13 protein-coding genes and 1 pseudogene are annotated in these 20,196 nt (G+C 71.8%); 7 read left to right on the plus strand and 7 right to left on the minus strand.

Annotated features, from left to right (window positions below; translation table 11 throughout):
• Positions 1 to 36: 36 nt before the first annotated feature.
• Positions 37 to 2,583, plus strand: a complete 2,547-nt coding sequence (gene pepN, locus ACH4XV_RS14370) for an aminopeptidase N (RefSeq protein ID WP_395789555.1) — start codon at positions 37 to 39, stop codon at positions 2,581 to 2,583.
• 313 nt (positions 2,584 to 2,896) lie between these two features.
• Positions 2,897 to 3,124, plus strand: coding sequence for a hypothetical protein (locus ACH4XV_RS14375; RefSeq protein ID WP_395789557.1), 228 nt, complete (start codon positions 2,897 to 2,899; stop codon positions 3,122 to 3,124).
• A gap of 91 nt (positions 3,125 to 3,215) precedes the next feature.
• Here the strand turns inward: ACH4XV_RS14375 and malQ are convergent, their stop codons facing one another.
• Both malQ and ACH4XV_RS14385 read right to left on the minus strand, forming a co-directional pair.
• Positions 3,216 to 5,390, minus strand: a complete 2,175-nt coding sequence (malQ, locus tag ACH4XV_RS14380; protein WP_395789559.1) for a 4-alpha-glucanotransferase — start codon at positions 5,388 to 5,390, stop codon at positions 3,216 to 3,218.
• Between the two features lie 199 nt (positions 5,391 to 5,589).
• Positions 5,590 to 6,132, minus strand: coding sequence for an HNH endonuclease (locus ACH4XV_RS14385; RefSeq protein WP_380002897.1), 543 nt, complete (start codon positions 6,130 to 6,132; stop codon positions 5,590 to 5,592).
• 202 nt (positions 6,133 to 6,334) lie between these two features.
• Between ACH4XV_RS14385 and ACH4XV_RS14390 the strand changes: the two genes are divergently transcribed.
• The 5 genes and pseudogenes from ACH4XV_RS14390 (at position 6,335) to ACH4XV_RS14410 (ending at position 13,997) form a co-directional block, all read left to right on the plus strand.
• Positions 6,335 to 8,584: a prolyl oligopeptidase family protein gene (locus tag ACH4XV_RS14390; protein ID WP_395789561.1), complete on the plus strand. Its 2,250-nt coding sequence runs from the start codon at positions 6,335 to 6,337 to the stop codon at positions 8,582 to 8,584.
• Between the two features lie 135 nt (positions 8,585 to 8,719).
• Positions 8,720 to 9,748, plus strand: coding sequence for a mechanosensitive ion channel family protein (locus tag ACH4XV_RS14395; protein WP_395789563.1), 1,029 nt, complete (start codon positions 8,720 to 8,722; stop codon positions 9,746 to 9,748).
• Between the two features lie 629 nt (positions 9,749 to 10,377).
• Positions 10,378 to 11,850, plus strand: a complete 1,473-nt coding sequence (locus ACH4XV_RS14400; RefSeq protein ID WP_395789565.1) for an SDR family oxidoreductase — start codon at positions 10,378 to 10,380, stop codon at positions 11,848 to 11,850.
• A 54-nt stretch (positions 11,851 to 11,904) separates the two neighbouring features.
• Positions 11,905 to 12,291 (plus strand): globin, encoded by a 387-nt coding sequence (locus tag ACH4XV_RS14405; protein WP_078979477.1) that lies wholly within the window; start codon positions 11,905 to 11,907, stop codon positions 12,289 to 12,291.
• A 67-nt stretch (positions 12,292 to 12,358) separates the two neighbouring features.
• Positions 12,359 to 13,997: pseudogene (locus tag ACH4XV_RS14410) on the plus strand (alpha-amylase family glycosyl hydrolase).
• A 64-nt stretch (positions 13,998 to 14,061) separates the two neighbouring features.
• Here the strand turns inward: ACH4XV_RS14410 and ACH4XV_RS14415 are convergent.
• The 5 genes from ACH4XV_RS14415 to ssb all read right to left on the minus strand — a co-directional run bounded on the left by ACH4XV_RS14415 (position 14,062) and on the right by ssb (position 20,073).
• Positions 14,062 to 14,709 (minus strand): hypothetical protein, encoded by a 648-nt coding sequence (locus ACH4XV_RS14415; RefSeq protein WP_395789567.1) that lies wholly within the window; start codon positions 14,707 to 14,709, stop codon positions 14,062 to 14,064.
• Positions 14,706 to 15,146: an acyl-CoA thioesterase gene (locus tag ACH4XV_RS14420; protein ID WP_395789569.1), complete on the minus strand. Its 441-nt coding sequence runs from the start codon at positions 15,144 to 15,146 to the stop codon at positions 14,706 to 14,708. Before ACH4XV_RS14420 ends, ACH4XV_RS14415 begins: the two co-directional genes overlap by 4 nt.
• A gap of 115 nt (positions 15,147 to 15,261) precedes the next feature.
• On the minus strand, positions 15,262 to 16,926 hold the full coding sequence (ettA, locus tag ACH4XV_RS14425) for an energy-dependent translational throttle protein EttA (RefSeq protein WP_126642605.1): 1,665 nt from the start codon (positions 16,924 to 16,926) through the stop codon (positions 15,262 to 15,264).
• A 721-nt stretch (positions 16,927 to 17,647) separates the two neighbouring features.
• Complete coding sequence (locus ACH4XV_RS14430; RefSeq protein WP_395789571.1) at positions 17,648 to 19,057, minus strand: Cys-Gln thioester bond-forming surface protein; 1,410 nt, start codon at positions 19,055 to 19,057, stop codon at positions 17,648 to 17,650.
• Between the two features lie 545 nt (positions 19,058 to 19,602).
• Positions 19,603 to 20,073 (minus strand): single-stranded DNA-binding protein, encoded by a 471-nt coding sequence (gene ssb, locus ACH4XV_RS14435; RefSeq protein WP_395789573.1) that lies wholly within the window; start codon positions 20,071 to 20,073, stop codon positions 19,603 to 19,605.
• Positions 20,074 to 20,196: the final 123 nt, after the last annotated feature.

The raw sequence follows: 20,196 nt of genomic DNA on the forward strand, positions 1-20,196 counted from the left end.
CGATCCCGGCGGCGCCCATCCCACAAGGAGCGCAGCGTGCCCGGTACCAACCTGACGCGTGACGAGGCCCGCGAGCGGGCCCGGATCCTCACCGTCGACTCGTACGACGTCACCCTCGACCTGACCGGCACCGGGGCGACGTTCCCGTCCACGACCGTGGTGCGGTTCGGGTGTACCGAGCCCGGCGCGGCGACCTTCGTCGATCTGATCGCCCCCGAGGTGCACGAGATCACCCTCAACGGCAAGGCGCTCGACGTCGACGCGGTGTTCGCGGACAGCCGGATCGCGCTCGCCGACCTGGCCGAGAGCAACGAGCTGCGCGTGGTGGCGTCCTGCGCCTACATGAACACCGGCGAGGGCCTGCACCGCTTCGTCGACCCGGTCGACGGCAAGACCTACCTCTACACCCAGTTCGAGGTGGCCGACGCCCGCCGGGTGTTCGCCAACTTCGAACAGCCCGACCTCAAGGCCACGTTCGCGTTCACCATCACCGCGCCGAGCGAGTGGCGGGTGGTCTCCTGCTCGCCCACCCCCGAGCCGACGGCGGGCACCGACGGCGCCTCGGTGTGGGCGTTCGAGCCGACCCCGCGGATCTCCACCTACATCACCGCGCTGGTCGCGGGCCACTACCACGCGGCCCACGACAGCTACACCGCCGCCGACGGCACCGTGGTGCCGCTCGGCGTGTACTGCCGCTCCTCGCTCGCGCCGCACCTGGACGCGGACGCCATCTTCGACGTCACCAAGCAGGGCTTCGACTACTTCCTGGGCCAGTTCGACTTCCCGTACCCGTTCGGGAAGTACGACCAGCTCTTCGTGCCGGAGTACAACGCGGGCGCGATGGAGAACGCGGGCTGCGTGACGATCCTGGAGGACTACGTCTTCCGCTCCAAGGTCACCGACGCGTCCTACGAGACGCGGGCCGAGACCATCCTGCACGAGCTGGCGCACATGTGGTTCGGCGACCTGGTCACCATGCAGTGGTGGGACGACCTGTGGCTGAACGAGTCGTTCGCCACCTACGCGTCGGTACGCTGCCAGGCCGAGGTGACCCGCTGGTCGCACGCGTGGGCCACGTTCGGCAACAAGATGAAGACGTGGGCCTACCGGCAGGACCAATTGCCGTCCACCCACCCGATCTTCGCCGACATCCGGGATCTGGAGGACGTCGAGGTCAACTTCGACGGCATCACCTACGCCAAGGGCGCCTCGGTGCTCAAGCAGTTGGTCGCCTACGTCGGCAGCGAGAACTTCTTCGCCGGTGTGCGGGCCTACTTCAAGAAGCACGCGTGGGGCAACAGCCGGCTGGCCGACCTGCTCGGCGCGCTGGAGCAGACCTCCGGCCGGGACCTGAAGGCGTGGTCGCGCGAGTGGCTGGAGACCGCGGGCGTGAACACGCTGCGGCCCGAGATCTCGCTCGGCCCGGACGGTGTGATCACCTCCTTCGCGGTGCTCCAGGAGGCCCCGGAGGCGTGGCCGACGCTGCGCTCGCACCGCATCGCGATCGGCTTCTACGACCGCACCGACGCGGGCCTGGTGCGCACCCACCGGCTGGAGCTGGACATCGCCGGCGCGCGCACCGAGGTCGCGGAACTGGTCGGGCGCGCCCGGCCGGACGTGGTGCTGCTCAACGACGACGACCTGACGTACACCAAGATCCGGCTCGACGAGCAGTCGCTGGCCTGCGTCACCGAGGCGATCGGCGAGTTCGTCGAGCCGCTGCCGCGCGCGTTGTGCTGGGCCGCGGCGTGGGACATGACGCGCGACGCGGAGATGGCGGCGAGCGACTACCTCAGGCTGGTCCTGGCCGGCGCGGGCGGCGAGCGGGACATCAACATCGTCCAGTCGCTCCAGCGCCAGGTCACCAGCGCGTTGGAGCTGTACGTCGACCCGGCGCACCGCGAGCGCTCGCTGGCCGAACTCGCGGTCGCGGCGGAGCGGTTCCTGCGGGCGGCCGAGCCGGGCAGCGACCACCAGCTGGCCTGGACCCGCTGCCTGGCGACGGTGGCCGCACGACCGGACCACCTGGCGATCCTGCGCGGCCTGCTCGACGGCACCGAGACGATCGAGGGCCTGGCGATCGACCCGGACCTGCGCTGGACGCTGCTGCTGCGGCTGTCCGCGACGGGCGGGGCGAGCGAGGCCGACGTACTGGCCGAATTGGAGCGCGACTCCACCGCGGCCGGCCGGCGCTACGCGGAAGCGGCCCGCGCGGCCCGCCCGACCACCGAGGCCAAGGACGCGGCATGGGCGGCGGTGGTCGAATCCGACACCCTCCCCAACGCCACCCAGGCGGCGGTGATCGGCGGCTTCGTCCAACCCGCCCAACGAGACCTGCTCGCCGACTACACGGAACGCTACTTCGACGCGATCGCCAACGTCTGGGCCACTCGCACCAACGAAATCGCCCAACAGATCGTCATCGGCCTCTACCCGACCCTCCAGGTCACCGAAGACACCCTCAACCGCACAGACGCCTGGCTGGCCTCCGCAGACCACCCGGCCGGCCTCCGCCGCCTGGTCCTCGAAAGCCGGGACGGCGTAGCCCGAAGCCTCCGAGCCCAAGCCCGAGACACCAACTGACAAAAAGCAGACACCCCAGCACCCCGCCGACACGGGACGGACCGCCCCAGACCCCACCAGCCAGGGCAGACCGCCCTGCAACCCGCCACCCTCAAACACCGGCCGGGCCGAAAACCAGCCCACCAGTCACAAACAGCCCGGCCGGCGCTTGAGGCCACTCAGCCCGGCCGGCGCTTGAGGCCACACAGCCCGGCCGGCGCTTGAGGCCACACAGCCCGGCCGGCGCTTGAGGCCACCGGACCGGAGGTCGGCCCACCCCGAAAGGGTCAACCCGGTGCGCACCCCACCGCACCGACCCGGTACCGTAACCCCCGTGGTGAACAGGAACGCACTTCGCGCCGGGGCCGTATCGGCCGTAGTCACGCTCATGTCGCTGATCTCGACGCCCGCCTTCGCGAACATCCGCGACGACGGCGACGAGCCCGGCGCAAGCATGGGCCTCGGCACGACGCTGGCCGTCTTCGTCGGCATCCCGATCCTGGCGTTCGTGGTCATCGCGGGCCTCGTGATGCTTCCGGACATCATCAAAAAGAAGCGCTGACCCTCCGCCGAAGCCGCCGACCGGGCCCACGCCCACTCGGCGGCTTCCGCACGTACGGCGGCGGCCCATCCCCCGCCCGCCCGAACAGCGCCTAGCGCCCCCGCAACGCCCGCGCCAGCGACACCGCGCGGGGATCCACCGGCAGGTCCTCCAGACAGACCCGCCGCCCCTCGCCGTCGGCAACCGGCAGCAGCCAGTTCGGATACTCGTTCGAGGTGCCCGGCAGGTTCTGCGGCCGGCGATCGCCCACCCCGTCCGGCAGCCACACCCCCAGCAGCCGGCACGGCGTGGCCGCGAGCAGCCGATGCAGCGCCTCAACCGTCTCCCGCTCGCCCGCGCCCGGCCGCAGATACCCGCGCCGGCGCAACAGTTCGAGCCACTGCTCACGGTCGGCCACGTCCTCGGCCCGCTCCACCTCCACGTCCCGCACCAGCAGGTGCAGCCGCTCCCACAGGTCGATGTGCTCCCCCGCGAGCCGGGCCGCGGTGGGCGGCAGATCGTGCGTGGTCACCGTGGCCAGCGAACTCGCCCGCCACTGCTCGGGCGGCAGCGGCCGGCCCTTGTCGTCGCGCTCGAACCACAACACCGAGGTGCCCAGGATCCCGCGCTCGGCGAGGTACGTACGCACCCACGGCTCCACCGTGCCCAGGTCCTCGCCGATCACCACCGCGCCCGCCCGATGCGCCTCCAGGGCCAGGATGCCGACCATCGCCTCGTGGTCGTAGCGCACATAGGCGCCCTCGGCGGGGCTGTTGCCCTTCGGCACCCACCAGAACCGGAACAGCCCGAGCACGTGGTCCACCCGCACCGCGCCCGCGTGCCGAAAGACCGCGCGCAGCAGTTCCCGGTACGGCGCATAGCCCGCCTCGGCCAACCGCTGCGGATGCCACGGCGGCTGGTTCCAGTCCTGCCCGATCTGGTTCATCGCGTCCGGCGGCGCCCCGCCCGTCGCCCCGAGCGCCAGCACCCCACCGCCCCGGGCCGAGCCGAGCACCCACGCGTCCGCCCCGTCGGGGTGCACGCCCACCGCGAGGTCGTGCACCACGCCCACCGGCATGCCCGCCCGGGTCGCGGCCTCCTGCGCGGCGCGCAGCTGATCGGCCAGCACCCACTGGGTCCAGCGGTGGAAGTCGACCGTCCCGGCCAGCCGTTCGCGCGCCGCGGCGACCTCGGCCGAGTCCGGGTCGTGCAGTTCCTCGGGCCAGTCGCGCCAGGTCGGGCCGTACTCCTCGACCAGCGCACACCAGGTGGCGAAATCGGTCAGCCACTGGCCCTCACGCGCGATGAACGCCCGGTAGTCGGCGTCGCGCCCCAGGCTCCGCGGCACCTTGTGCACCAGCGCGAGCGCGGCCCGCTTGGCCGTGCGGACCGCGTCCCGGTCCAGCCGATCCGCACCGTCCGACCCGTCGCCCGCCGAGGCCCGCAACTCCTCGGCGACCGCCCGCTCGACCGCGCTCAGATACGCGAACTCGGGCACCGCCTCGACCCGGACGTACATCGGATCCGGAAAACGACGGCTCACCGGCAGATATGGCGATGCCTCCACCGGCGGCACCGGCGAGGCCGCGTGCAGCGGATTGACCAGTACGAACCCGGCCCCCTGCGCCCGCGCCGACCACGTGGCCAGATCTGCCAGGTCGGCCAGGTCGCCGATGCCCCACGAGCGGCGCGAGGGCAGCGAATAGAGCTGGACCATGTAGCCCCACGCCCGCTCCGCCGGCACGGGCAGCACGGTCGGGGTGATCGCGATCGCGCACGACGCGTACACCCCCTCGCCGTTCGCGCTCGGCACGCCGCCCGAGCCCAGCGACTCCTCCGGCTCGGGCGAGCAGCGCGCGTGCAGGGTGTGCCAGCCCAGCGGCAGGTCGGCGGGGACGCGGTGGGCCCCGATCGGGTCACCCTGCGGGCCGGACCCCGGGCCGGGACCGATGTCGCGCCGGATCCCACCGTCCTCCAGTTCGATCCACAACTCGACCCCGTGCCCCGCCGGCACGTTGACCGTGAAGCCGGCCGCGCGGCCCGCGCGCAGCACCAGCACCGGAGGCAGCAGCCGGGTCCGGCGCGACTCGTCCTGCGCCGCCAGCGCGGCCCGAGCCGCCTCGGGCGTCGACGCGTCCACCCCGAGTGCGCCGAGCACCGCTATCACCGTCTCGGGCGCGGCGTGCACCGCCTCGCCGCGCCACCCCTCGTACTCCGTGGCCACCCCGAACGCGGAGGCGAGCCGGACCAATTCGGGAGACAACTGCGATACGCGTGGTTCCTCCATGCCCGCGAGCATCGCACCCGAACGGCCCGGCTGTCGGCGTGTTCGCCGCGGACGCGAGCGGGTGTGTCGGGACCCGACCGCGACGCGGGCACACGTCGAAATGCGGCGGGAACCCGTCGCAGCGCAGCGCCGCCGCGAAACGCGGCGCCCCACCCCAACGCAAACGGCGACGGGCTCCCCTGAGGAAATCCGCCGCCGTCTAGGCGCTCGCGACCTGGTCGAAATGGTCGAAGCCCGCTTCCTGCGCACCGTACGGCGCCAGGTAGGGCTCCCAGCGTGGATCGCGGAACCCGGTACCGAGGATCCGCCACGCCAGGCCGGTGGGTTGGGCCGGTGGGCGCGGCATTCGCCAGCCCAGTTCGGCGATGTAGCGGTCACTCTTGACGTGATTGCAGCGACGACACGCCGAGACCACGTTGTCCCACGTGTGCCGGCCGCCGCGGCTGCGGGGGACGACGTGGTCGACGCTGGTGGCGGCGCTTCCGCAATAGACACAACGCCCTCCGTCGCGGGCGAACAGCGCGCGGCGGGTGAGCGGGACCTGGCCCCGAAAGGGGATTCGGACGAAACGGGTCAGTCTGATGACACTGGGTACGGGAATCTCGGTGGTGGCGCTGTGCAGGATGGTGCCTGTCTCTTCCAGGCACATTGCCTTGTCGTTCAGCACGAGGATCAGTGCGCGGCGAACGGGCACCACGCACAGGGGCTCGTACGACGCGTTGAGGACCAGCGAATGCGGCACGTATGCCTCCCTGTGACGCCGACAGCGCGTGGCTCGCGCCGGGGACGATCGGCCTCCAGTGTCCATGGCGGGATACCCCACGCGCTACCAGGAATCGACAAGGTCACATAGCGTTCACCTGCACGAGTGGCCGCGCGTGGTGGATCGGTGACCGTCCGCATCGCCCGAACGCGCGACGGACGCGGGCGTCTAGGGTGCGCCCATGACGCGCTCTGTGCAGCCCGCGGAACACGCCCCCCTCGAGACCCCCCGCGCCCCCGCCGCCGCCCGTGGCGACACGGTCGACGTGCTGTTCGGGCGCCCCGTACCGGATCCCTATCGTGCCCTGGAGGACCCGGACGCGCCGGCCACCCGCGCCTGGTCCGCCGCGCAGGACGAGTGGTTCCACGCCCATGTGGACCATCTGGCCGGACGCGATCGGCTGCGGGCGCGCCTGGACGAACTGCTCGCCACCGGGTCGATGGGGCTGCCCTGTTGGCGCGGCGGGCGGCACTTCCTGGTCCGCCGCGACCCGGGGCGCGAGCACGGCGTGTTGTTCGTGGTCGAGCCGGACGGGAGCGAGCGGGAGTTGGTGGATCCGATCGCGATCGACCCCGGCGGCACCACCACGCTCGACCAGTGGATGCCCTCCGACGAGGGCGACCGGCTGGCGTATCTGCTCTCCACCGGTGGGGACGAGGAGTCGCGCCTGTACGTGCTCGACGTCGCCGACGGCACCCGGATCGAGGGCCCGATCGACCGGATGCGGGACACCTCGATCGCCTGGCTCCCCGGCGGCGAGGCGTGTTACCTGGTCCGCCGACTGCCGCCGGAGGCGGTGCCCGAGGGTGAGGAGCAGCACCACCGCCGGGTGTACCTGCACCGGATCGGCACGGATCCGGCCGAGGACGTCGAGGTGTTCGGCGCGGGCACCGATCCGGGCACCTACTTCGGCGTCGGGGTCAGTCGGGACGGCCGCTGGCTGAACGTGTCCTCCTCCTCGGGCACCGCGCCGCGCAACGACCTGTGGCTGGCCGATCTGCACGCGGGTCCGCCGGAGCGGCCGGTACTGCGACCGGTGACCGTGGGACTGGACGCGCTCACCGGGGTGCGGGTGGGCCGCGACGGGCGGCTGTACGTGTTCACCGACCTGGACGCGCCGCGCGGCCGGCTGTGCGTGGCCGATCCGGCCTCGCCCGGGCCCGAAGGCTGGCGCGATCTGGTCGCCGAGGAGCCGGACGCGGTGCTGACGGGCTTCGCGATCCTGGACGGACCGCAGGCGCCCCGACCGACCCTGCTGGTCGCTCGGACCCGGCACGCGGTGGGCGAACTGGCCGCGTACGACCTGGCCGACGGGCGGTTGCTGGCCCGGCCGAGCACGCCCGGCGGCTCGCCCGGATCCATCGGCGGCCTCGCCGAACACCCCGAGGGCGGACACGAGGCGTGGTTCGGCTGGTCGGACTACACCGCCCCGTCGGCCGTGTTGCGCTACGACGCGCGTACGGGGGCGATCGACACCTGGGCCACCGCTCCCGGGACCGCGACGCTGCCCGACGTACACGTGCGCCAGGAGACGTACCGCTCGGCCGACGGCACCACCGTGCGCGTGTTCGTGATCGCGCCGACCGCCGAACCGGACCGCCCCCGGCCCACCGTGCTCTACGGGTACGGCGGCTTCGGCATCTCACTCGGCCCCGCCTACTCGGCGGGTGTGCTCGCCTGGGTGGAGGCCGGCGGGGTGTACGCGATCGCCAACCTGCGCGGCGGCGGCGAGGAGGGCGAGCAGTGGCATCGGGCGGGCATGCGGGGGCACAAGCAACACGTGTTCGACGACTTCCACGCCGCCGCGGAGCACCTGGTCGCCCGCGGGTGGACCACACCCGACCGGCTCGCCGCGTCCGGCGGCTCCAACGGCGGACTGCTCGTCGGCGCCGCGCTCACCCAGCGGCCCGAGTTGTACGCGGCCGTGGCCTGCTCGATGCCGCTGCTCGACATGGTCCGCTACGAGCGCTTCGGCCTGGGGCGGTTGTGGTCCGACGAGTACGGCACCGCCGAGGTGGCGGAGGAACTGCACTGGCTGCTGGGCTACTCGCCCTATCACCACGTGCGCCCGGGCGTGGCGTATCCGGCGGTGCTGTTCACCGTGTTCGACGGGGACAGCCGGGTGGATCCGCTGCACGCGCGCAAGATGTGCGCGGCCCTGCAACACGCGACCACGAGCGGGCGCCCGGTGCTGCTGCGGGCCGAGGCAGAGGTGGGTCACGCGGCCCGCTCGGTCACCCGCACGGTCGAACTGACCGCGGACACACTCTCCTTCCTGGCCGCGCACACCGGGCTCGACCCGGACGGGCCCGGGTCCGCGGCCGCCGGGTCCGGGCTCGGGCTCGGGCTCGGGCTCGGGCTCGGGCTCGGGCTCGGGCTCGGGCTCGGGCAGAGCCTCGGCTACAAGATCGACGAAGGTGGGGATCGGTGACATAACGGTGATAAACGACGAAAGGCGTGAAGGAGAGGTAACGCACGAGTGCCCTCGGCCTCGTGACTACTGTGGGACGCGGGTCCCCGGTCGCGGGGAGATCGTCCCCCGCTCGTCGTCCGAAAGGTCTCGTACGTGTCCGCGCTCGTCCCCGGAGTCCAGTTGTCCCTCGACGCCGCCGCAGGCAACGGCAAGGTGTCGTCGTGGTTCGATCGGCACGGCGAGTCCCTCGTGGTGACGCCGATCCGGATCCTCGTGATCATCCTGGTCGCGCTGATCCTGCGGGCGGTGACCCGAAAGCTGATCACCCAGCTGGTCGGCCGGATGGCCAACAGCGGCACGGACAGCAGCGGGCGGCCGGTCACCGGCTTCCTGCTCAACGCCGAGCGCCGCCGCCAGCGCGCCGAGACGGTGGGCTCGGTGCTGCGCAGCACCGCGTCGTTCGTGATCCTGGGCATCGCCGGGCTGATGGTGCTCGGCGAGTTCAAGGTCAACCTCGCGCCGCTCCTCGCCAGCGCGGGCATCGCCGGCATCGCGCTCGGCTTCGGCGCGCGCAACCTGGTGACCGACTTCCTGTCCGGGATGTTCATGATCCTGGAGGACCAGTACGGCGTGGGCGACCTGGTCGACGCCGGTCCGGCCACCGGCACCGTGGTCGAGGTGGGCCTGCGGATCACCAAGCTGCGCGACGTGGACGGCACCGTCTGGTACATCCGCAACGGCGAGATCAAGCGGATCGGCAACAAGAGCCAGGGCTGGGGCACCGCCAAGGTGGACGTGCAGGTCGGCTACCACGAGGACGTGGACAAGGTCCGTGCGGTGATCACCTCCACCGCCGAGGCACTGGCCGACGTGGAGCCGTGGAACGAGCGGGTCTGGGGCTCGGCGACGGTGGTCGGGATGGAGGCGGTGACGGCCGACGCGGTGGTGCTCCAGGTGCAGGTCAAGACCATGCCGGGCCAGGAACTGCCGGTCGCGCGCGAGTTGCGGGGTCGGGTCAAGCGCGCGTTCGACGACGCGGGCATCCGCATCAGCGAACCGATCGCCAGCGCCACACCCCCCACCGAGGACCCGGGCGCCCCGACCCCCCAGGCCGAACCGGCCCCGGTCCCGGTCAACCCGCCGCCTACACCCCCCACCCCGCAGGCCCCGGGGGCACCCTGATCCCGACCCCGCCGGGAGGGGTCCCCCACCCACCCGGGTCGCGGGTGAACCCGGCCGCCCTTGCCGCCGATGCCGCTTGGCCCGGGGCGCCCCCGATCCCGGCCCCCGCCTGCCCGGGGCCCGCCCGTGTCGCGGGTGAACCCGCCCCCGTGCCGGCGACGCCGCAGGCCCCCGGGCCCTGACCTGGCCCCGCTGCCCGGGGCCCGCCCAGGTTGTGGGTGGGACCGCCACCCGTGCCGGCGACGCCGCAGGCCCCGGGGGCCCTGATCCCGGCGCGGCGTGCCCTGGCCCCCGGTGTGGGTGAACCCGGCCGCCCGTGCCGCCGACGCCGCAGGCGCCTGGGGCGTCCTGATCCCGACTCCGCGTGGCCGACCCCACCCGTGTGCTGGGCGGACCCCCGCCGCCCGTGCCGGCGACGCCGCTTGGTCCTGGGTTGCCTCGGATCGGGGCCGCGCGTTCTCATGCCGGGCGTCGCCGGAGCGCTTGCCGCCCGCGCCGGCGGAGGTGGGGGCGGGCCGGCCGTCTGCGGCTCGCGGCTCGCGGCTCGCGGGGTGCGGGGCGCGGGACCATTCGGGCTACTCGTGGCGCGTCTCCGTTGTTGTGGATGCCGCGTCGCCGAGACTGGGTGGGTGAACGCTCCCCTGTGCCTGGTCACCGGATCCACCGGCTATCTGGGCGGCCGGCTGGTGACCGAGCTGCTCGCCGCCGGCCATCGGGTGCGCTGCATGGCCCGGACCCCGGCCAAGCTGCGCGACCACCCGTGGGCGGACCAAGTGGAGATCGTGCGCGCCGACGCGCTCGATCCGGCCGCGGTACGCCACGCCCTCGACGGCGTCGACGTGGCCTACTACCTGATCCACGCGCTCGGCAGCGGACCGCGCTTCGCCGACACCGACCGCGAGACCGCGCGCGTGTTCGCCGAGGCGGCCGAGGACGCGGGCGTGGGCCGGCTCGTCTACCTCGGCGGCCTGGGCCCGGCCGCCGGTTCCTCGGCCCGCGACTCCTCCCCGCACCTGCGTTCGCGCGCCGAGGTGGGCGAGATCCTGCTCGCCGGCGCGGTGCCCACCGCCGTGCTGCGCGCGGCGGTGATCATCGGCTCGGGCTCGGCGTCCTTCGAGATGTTGCGCTACCTGACCGAGCGGCTGCCGGTGATGGTCACCCCGCGCTGGGTCACCTCCCGGATCCAGCCGATCGCCGTTCGCGACGTACTGCGCTACCTGGTCGGCTGCGCCACGCTGCCCCCGGACGTGAACCGCGCCTTCGACATCGGTGGCCCGGACGTGCTCACCTACGAGCAGATGATGCAGCGCTACGCGGCCGTGGCCGGACTGCGCCGCCGCCGGGTGTTGCCGGTGCCGATGCTCTCGCCCTGGTTGTCCAGCCATTGGGTGGGCCTGATCACCCCGGTACCCGGTGCCCTGGCCCGACCGCTGGTGGAGTCGCTGCGCAGCGAGGTGGTCTGCCACGAGCACGACATCGCCCGCTACGTCCCCGACCCGCCGGAGGGCCTGATCGGCTTCGACCGGGCCCTCGAACTGGCGCTGACCCGGATTCGCGACGCCGACGTGGCCACCCGCTGGTCCTCGGCGGCCACCGCCGGGGCGCCCAGCGATCCGCTGCCCACCGACCCGGACTGGTCGGGCGGCACGCTGTACGAGGATGTCCGCGAGGCGGAGCCGGCCGCGTCCCCGGCGGCGGTGTGGCGGGTGATCGAGGGCATCGGCGGCGGCAACGGCTGGTACTCGTGGCCGCTCGCCTGGTCGGTGCGCGGCGCCCTGGACCGGATCGTGGGCGGGGTCGGACTGCGCCGGGGACGCCGTGATCCGCACCGGCTCCGGGTCGGCGACTCGCTCGACTTCTGGCGGGTGGAGGAGGTGGTGCCCGGCCGGCTGCTCCGCCTGCGCGCCGAGATGCGCCTGCCGGGCCTGGCCTGGCTGGAGTTCAGCGTCACCGACCGCGACGGCACCACGCACTACCGCCAGCGTGCGCTGTTCCATCCCCGGGGACTGTTCGGGCACGCGTACTGGTGGGCCGTGTTCCCCTTCCACGGCATCGTCTTCGGCGGCATGCGCCGGGGCATCGCCCGCGCCGCGGAACGCTGATACCGGGGGCCCCCGGGTCGCGGGCCCATCTGAGAGGATGGAACGGTGACCCAGATGCCGGCGCCGGAACCGAGTCTCTACGAAGCCGTGGGCGGCGAGGAGACGTTCGCCAAACTCGTGCACCGCTTCTATCAGGGTGTGCGCGAGGACCCCCTGCTGCGTCCGATGTATCCGGAGGAGGACCTGGACGGAGCCGAGGACCGGCTGCGGATGTTCCTCGTCCAATACTGGGGCGGCCCGCGCACCTACAGCGAACAACGCGGCCACCCGCGGCTGCGGATGCGGCACGCGCCGTTCGCCGTGACCGAGGAGGCGCGCGACGCGTGGTTGCGGCACATGCGGGCGGCGGTCGACGAGATCGCGCTGCCGGCCGAGCAGGAGAACACCCTCTGGGAATACCTGGTCTACGCCGCGCAGTCGATGGTCAACCGGCTCGACTGACGCGGCGACCGACGGCGGGCGGGACGGGGCGACAGCCACACCGGGAGCGATCCGACGGAGGCGGCCGATGGTACGCGGGTGGTGGCACGACGCGGTCTTCTACCAGGTCTATCCGCGCAGCTTCGCGGACGGCGACGGGGACGGGGTCGGCGATCTGCCCGGGCTCTTCGCGCGCCTGCCGTACCTCCGCGACCTGGGCGTCGACGCGATCCGGCTGAGCCCCTTCTATCGCTCGCCGATGGTCGACGCCGGCTACGACGTCGCCGACCCGCGCGACGTGGACCCCCTGTTCGGCACCCTCGCCGACGCGGACCGGGTGTTCGCGCGGGCACACGAACTCGGCCTGGCGGTCCTGGTGGACGTGGTCCCGAACCACACCTCGCGGGACAGCGCGTGGTTCGCCGCCGCGCTCGCCTCGCCCCCGGGCTCGGTCGAACGCTCCCGCTACCTCTTCCGCGACGGCCGGGGCACGGGCAGGGACGAGCCGCCGAACAACTGGCGATCCCAGTTCGGCGGCCCCGCGTGGACCCGGATCACCGAGGCCGACGGCCGTCCCGGCCAGTGGTACCTGCACCTGTACTCACCGGCGCAGCCCGACCTGAACGGGCGCAACCTCGAGGTGCGTTGCGAGTATCTGTCGATCCTGCGCTTTTGGCTGGACCGCGGCGTGGACGGCTTCCGGATCGATGTCGCGCACGGTCTGGTCAAGGCGCTCGGCCTGCCGGACGTGCCGCCGGGCGTGCCGCAGGGGTGGGAGGGTCGGCTGCGGCACCGGCTGCCGTACTGGGACCAGCCCGAGGTGCACGACATCTACCGCACGTGGCGTCGGCTGCTCGACTCGTACGCCGACGTGGACACCGGCGGCGGGCGGCGCGGGCGGATCGCGGTGGCCGAGGTGTGGCTGGACCGGGCCGAGCGGTCGACCGCCTACCTGCGTCCCGACGAGCTGCACCAGGCGTTCGACTTCCCCTTCCTGCTCGCCGGTTGGGATCCGGTCCGGCTGCGCGCGGCGATCGACGACGCCCTGGCCGCCACCGCCGCGGTGGACGCGGCGCCGGCGTGGGTGCCGGCCAAGCACGACGTGGTGCGCCCGGTGACCCGGTTCGGCGGCGGAGCCCTCGGCCTCGCCCGGGCCCGGGCGGCGCTGCTGCTCGAACTCGCCCTGCCCGGCGCGGCCTACCTGTACCAGGGCGACGAGTTGGGCCTGCCCGAGGTCGAGGACCTGCCCGACGAACTGCGCCGGGACCCGGTGTTCGCGCACTCGGAGGGTCGGGTGCCCGGCCGGGACGCGTGCCGCTCCCGTGGGCGGGCGAGGCGGCGCCGTTCGACTTCACCTCGGGGGAGGCCGCCGCCTGGTTGCCCCAGCCCGCGTCCTGGGCGGAGCTGACGGTCGCGGCCCAGCGGCACGACCCGGACTCCACCCTCGCGCTGTGCCGCACCGCGCTGCGCATCCGCCGGACCATCCGGCCCTCGGCGCCCGCGCGGCCGGCCGCGGCCTGACCTGGGCCGGGGACGAACTCCCGCCGGACATACTGGCCTTCACCCGTGCCCCGGGCTTCGGCTGCGCGGTGAACATGGGCGAGGCCCCGGCCCGCGTCCCCGGGGCCGGCCCGCTGCTGCCGGCCTCGGGACCGGTGGAGCACACCGAGACCGGCGACCTGACCCTCCCGCCGAACACCGCGGCGTGGTGGTCGACCATCCCCTGACCACCACCTCGCCCCCGACGAGCCGACCTCGGCGGCTCGACGCGGGCGGCGTTTTTCGGGGCGGTCAGCGGGCGAACAGCAGGCCCGGGGCGTCCTCGCGCCGGACTGATACCGACCCGTAGCGGGCCTCCAAGCGCAGCCAGGCGCCGGTGCGCAACACCTCGGCCCAGGCATCGGCGTCCGGCGGGCCCAGGAAGCCGAAGGACTGCGCGGCATGCGCGGCCCGCAGCGGCAGTCGGCCGGCCATCGGTCGGGTCCAGATCCCGGCCGCGACCCGCTCGAACTCGGCACGCGGCATGCCCGGCTCGGTCCTGGCCCGGAACTCGGCGACACCGGCGGCCACTTCGCGGGTCAGGTCGGGCACCGCGAGGTCGGCGACGTGTTCCCACCCGGTGCGCGGGGGCAGCAGGCCGGCCCACCCCGGACCGGTCACCGACGGCGGGAGCGGCACGCTCGCGTCGTCGGCGATCGCGTCGAGGAGTTGTCCGGCGGACACGGTCGCGTCCACCATCGCGGGTTCGGCCAACTCGCTCGCCCGCAACGTGATCACGCCCGAGGAGGAGGCACCGAACGGCGGATGCCCGAACGTACCGAGCACCATCCCCTCGGCCCGTATCCGCACCGCCGCGCCGCGGTCGTAGCGCAGCAGTCGGCTCAGGTAGCCGCCCAGGTCCGCGGCGGCGGCCGGGTCGGCGAGTCGCAGCACGGTCATGCGCGGGCCGACCGCCCCGCCGACTCGCCCTGCGGTTCGAGGAAGCGGTCCAGGTAGGCCCGCTCCTCCTCGGTCAGCCGCCGGGGACGCTGTTCGACCAGCGAATAGGGCACGAGCACGGACAGCGCCGTGGCGTACACCTGCTCGTCGTCCCTGATCTCGTAGGCCAGGGTGAACCGGGCGGCCCCGATCCGGGTCACCCAGGTCTCCACCCGCACCGGTTCGGCGCGCCACACCAGCGGGCGCTTGTAGTCGATCTCGTGGCGGGCGATCACCACGCCCTCGGAGAGCGTCTTGGCTCCCTCGCGCTGCCCGAGGGTGAACATCATGTCCACGCGCGCCTCCTCCAGATAGCGGAGGTATTGCACATTGTTGACGTGCCGGTAGGCGTCCATGTCGGACCACCGAACCGCCGCGTGATAGATGTGCCTGGCCACGTGTCCAGCCTCTTCTCTGTGATTGCCGACCGACCGGCCCGGCCCGGTGTCGCCGACGGCCTGCCGCATGGGGACATGCGACAGGCCGTCGGCCGCGCCGAACCGATCGGGTGGATCAGTTGCGCTTGAGCTTCTTGTAGGTCGCGCGATGCGGCCGGGCCGCGTCGGCGCCCAGGCGCTCGACCTTGTTCTTCTCGTACGACTCGAAGTTGCCCTCGAACCAGAACCACTTCGAGTCACCCTCGTAGGCGAGGATGTGCGTGGCGACCCGGTCCAGGAACCAGCGGTCGTGCGAGACGACCACGGCGCAGCCCGGGAACTCCAGGAGCGCGTTCTCCAGGCTGGACAGGGTCTCGACGTCGAGGTCGTTGGTCGGTTCGTCGAGCAGCAGCAGGTTGCCGCCCTGCTTGAGCGTCAGCGCCAGGTTGAGCCGGTTGCGCTCACCGCCGGAGAGCACCCCGGTGGGCTTCTGCTGGTCCGGGCCCTTGAAGCCGAAGGCGCTGACGTAGGCCCGGGACGGGACCTCGACGTTGCCGACCTTGATGTAATCCAGGCCGTCGGAGACGACCTCCCACAGGTTCTTCTTCGGGTCCAGGCCGCCGCGCGACTGGTCGACGTAGGAGACCTTGACGGTCTCGCCGACCTTGATGTTGCCGGTGTCGGGCGTCTCGGCGTCGATCAGCATCTTGAACAGCGTGGTCTTGCCCGCGCCGTTCGGACCGATGATGCCGACGATGCCGTTGCGCGGCAGCGTGAAGGACAGGTCGTCCATCAGCAGCTTGTCGTCGAACGCCTTGCTGAGGTGCTCGACCTCGATCACGACGCTGCCCAGGCGCGGACCCGGCGGGATCTGGATCTCCTCGAAGTCCAGCTTCCGCATCTTGTCCGCCTCGGCGGCCATCTCCTCGTAGCGGGCCAGTCGCGCCTTGCTCTTGGCCTGCCGGCCCTTCGCGTTGGAGCGGACCCACTCGAGTTCGTCCTTGAGCCGCTTCTGCCGCTTGGCGTCCTTCTGCCCTTCGACCTTCAGGCGGGTGGCCTTGGTGTCCAGGTAGGTGGAGTAGTTGCCCTCGTAGGGGTGCAGGCGACCGCGGTCGACCTCGCAGATCCACTGGGCGACGTTGTTCAGGAAGTACCGGTCGTGGGTGACCGCGACGACGGTGCCCGCGTACTTCTCCAGGTGCTGTTCCAGCCACTGGACGCTCTCCGCGTCGAGGTGGTTGGTCGGCTCGTCGAGGAGCAGCAGGTCGGGGGCTTCGAGGAGCAGCTTGCACAGCGCCACGCGGCGCTTCTCGCCACCGGAGAGGTTCACGATCGGCCAGTCGCCGGGCGGGCAGCCCAGCGCGTCCATGGCCTGTTCGAGCTGCGAGTCGAGTTCCCAGGCGTTCGCGTGGTCGAGCTGGTCCTGCAGCTCGCCCATCTCCGCCATCAGCTCGTCGGTGTAGTTCGTGGCCATCTCCTCGGCGATGGCGTTGAACCGGTCCAGCTTGCCCTTGATCTCCTTGACGCCGTCCTGGACGTTCTCCAGAACGGTCTTGGTCTCGTCGAGCGGAGGCTCTTGGAGCAGGATTCCGACGGTGTAGCCGGGGGACAGAAACGCGTCGCCGTTGGAGGGCTGTTCCAGCCCGGCCATGATCTTCAGAACGGTCGACTTACCCGCGCCGTTCGGGCCGACGACGCCGATCTTGGCTCCCGGCAGGAAGCTGAGCGTCACGTCGTCGAGGATCACCTTGTCGCCGTGCGCTTTACGCGCCTTGCGCATGGTGTAGATGTACTCAGCCATGCGTCCAAGCCTATGGTCTGGCGGACAGTGCCCGTGCATGGGTGCCCGGTGGGCGCGGGATACGAACCCCGAGCCAAGCGCCCCACACCCATGCCCGGCGGGCACGGGACCGAGACACCCCCGGCGCAGGCTTGCCGGGCGAACTCGGCCCCACGAGGGCCGGCCGGCCTGCGGCCCGCTCGTCCTCAAGCCCATCCGTGCCCGAGGCGCAGGCTTGCCGGCCCGCGGCCCGCTCGTCCTCAAGCGCCGGACGGGCCGGAATTGCTTGGTTCGGGTGCCGGCATGTGCGGTGGATCAACCGGGCTTGTAGCGGCTCGGTGCGGCGGTGCTTGGGTCGCTGTCGGCTTCCACTCGGCCGAGCGCACGGTTCGACCTCGTCGGGCGTCGGATCAAGACTGGGCTCGGCACCTCCGAACCCGACCCCCACCCGCCCGACTCTCGGCCTCGGCTCGCCCCCGCCCGACAACGATCGGCTCGTCGGTCGGCTCGACCCGACCCCACTCGGCCGCGACCGACTCGGCGCTCAGGGCCGACCGAATTCCGCGCCCGATCCCGGCCGGGCCGACTCTCGGCCCCGCCCCGCTGCGGCCGGCCCTGGCGGCCTGGGCTGGGCTTGTATGCGGGCCGGCGGTTGGGTTGTGGCAAGGGAGCGGGCCCCGGCGCGGTTGGGTGCGGCGGGGCCCGGTCCTTGGAACTGGTGCTTTGTGTGGCGGTTCTACTGTCAGGCGGTGGCGCCGGTCGAGCCCTTGCGGCGACGCATGAAGAAGACGAGGCCGCCACCCGCGAGGACGAGCGCACCGGCGCCGCCCAGGATCGCGGGGGTGTTGCTGCCGTCGCTACCGGTCTCGGCGAGGTCCGGGCCCTTCGGGTTCACCGGGGCCGGGGTTCCGCCGGTGGTGCCACCGGTGGTGCCGCCGCCCGTGGTGCCGGCGGTCTCGCAGTCGAGGGTGCCGGTGAACTCCTTGGCGGTCTTGCCGTCGGGGCCCACGATCGTGATCTTGTACGCCTGGTCCTCCTGGACCTTCACGACCTGGTCGTACGACTTGCCCGCCTCGACGGTGGTTTCCTTGCCGTCGAGCTTGAACTTGTACGACTCGTCACCGTTGTTCTTCACGGTGACCTTCACGCCGCCCGCCACGCAGTCCTTGGTGGCGTTGATCTCCGGGAGCGGGCCCTTGCCGGGCTTGCCCCACTTGGCGACCGCGTGGTCCGAGGCCTGCACCTTCTGCTTGTCCGCGACGATCAGCAGCTGGCTGGTCGTCCCGTTGGTGTTGACGCCCTGGAAGACCCGACCGGCCTGCACGGTCGACTCGCCGGAGACCTCGAAGGTCTGGCTGCCTTCCTTGGTGGCGCCCGCGGGGTTCACGTAGAGCTTGTCGCCGTTGCCGACCTTGGTGACCGGCTTGCCGTCGGCGTCCACCAGTACGGGCTTGCCGTCGCTGTCGCCCGCGGTGAGCTTCGCGTTGATCGACTTGCCCTCGGCGTTGGTCTTGACCTCGAACGGGCCGATGCCGGGCTTGTCGGTGATCTTGCCGGTCTTCTCGCCCGGGTTGAGCGAGAGCGAGACGGGCGGTTCGGTGACGTCGCCCTTGTTGGCGTCGCCGACCAGGTACTTGTACAGCTTGACGACGTCGGCGTCGTTCTTCTTGTTGCCCTCGTCCAGGTTCTGGCCGTCGGTGAAGTGCCAGATGGCGGCCTGCGTGGCAGCCGCGGCCTCACCCTCGGTCAGCTCCGGGCTCTTGATCGTCGTACGAACGTTGGCCAGGTCGACGGTCGGGAAGGAGTTGAGCAGGACCCACTTGACCTTGGCCTTGTCGGCCTTGGTCCCGAAGGACGTCTCCTTCCAGTTCGACTCGTCGTACTTCGCGCCGTCGTACACCTTGGTGTGGAAGTCGATGCAGTAGGTGCGGAGGATCTTTCCGTCCACCTGGAGCTTCAGGATCGACGCTCGCTGGGCGCCATCCTTGCCCTTCAGGAAGATGTCCGCACCGACATCGCCGCCCTGATAGACGCCCTTGGCGCCCTCCGCGTTGGCCGCACCCGCGAAACCGATCACGCCGGCCGCCGCCAGGCCCGTCGCCACGACCATGGCCGACAGGCGGGTGGCCGTCCGTCCCGGTGTACGGAACATGTGGTGGTCCCCTCGAAAAATGTATGCCGAATCTCGCGCGGCGCATCGTTCCCCCGAGCACGGCGCGAGTAAAGAACTGTTGAATGGTATGAGCCGGCGGGCCACCCCCCGCGACCCGGGGTAGCAATTTGTTTCACGTTCTTTACCTCGGGAGAAGATCCGACTCGAGGAAGGTAATTCGAATATCGCCGAGTCGACAAGTCCTCGACGGGAATAGCGGCCCATTGCGGTCGGCAAGCCGCATAGCCGGTGATCAGGGCGATCTGGCTCACTATTGATTTTTCAAGGTGCACAACCGTGCGAAACGGTCTTTTGGTGATCAATACCTTGCCTCGGGCGCATTCACCCCCACGTTCCGACGCTTTCCGACCTCACCGCCGTGTCGGTTGCCTTGATTACGGGGATTGGCCCGTTTCGACACGCATCGTACCGACGGCGCGGTCGTCACAATTCTGTTTCAGATTCGTCCCGAAAACCGACCGGAATTATCTCGGCTATCGCCAATGAATGGCTTTCCCGAACATGCGGCCATGCCGTGCATCAATTCATGCCGCCTCCTCTTCGCGTTCGGGACTGCTCCCCGTCCCGATCGCGAGGACGCCCTGGTCGACCGTCGCTCCGGCGGCGACGTCGTCCGCCACGAGCGCCAGTCGCGCCGGTCGGGCCACCCGGCGGAACTCGGCGACCCCTCGGGCGAGGTCGTGTCCCACCGAGGAGGCGTCGATCTCGGTGACCGTCAACCACCGTCCCTCCCGCTCCCACTCGCGCACCCGCAGCCGCCCGGTGACCACGAGCGGGTCGCCCTTGTCGATCGAACTCGTCACGTTCTCGGCCAGCGCCCGAAAGCACGCGATCGTGTAGAAGGACGCGTCCCCCGACACCCACTGGCCGCTGTCCCGGTCGAAGCGCCGCGGCGACACCGCCATCCGAAACCGCGCGAGCGGCACACCGGCCTGGGTCATCTGGACCCGGACCTCGCTCGCGGCATTGCCGACCACCGTCACGTACGTGTCCACGCTTGCCTCCCTGTGTCACCGGCGTGCACCGCGACATCGCCGTCCGCACTCGACGATGCGGCATGCGGCGGTGGGGAGGCCGGGGACCGGGGCGAGGTGTGGACAACTCGGCGCCTGTGGACA

The sequence above is a fragment of the Embleya sp. NPDC020630 genome (genome assembly GCF_044334985.1).
Taxonomy (GTDB): domain Bacteria; phylum Actinomycetota; class Actinomycetes; order Streptomycetales; family Streptomycetaceae; genus Embleya.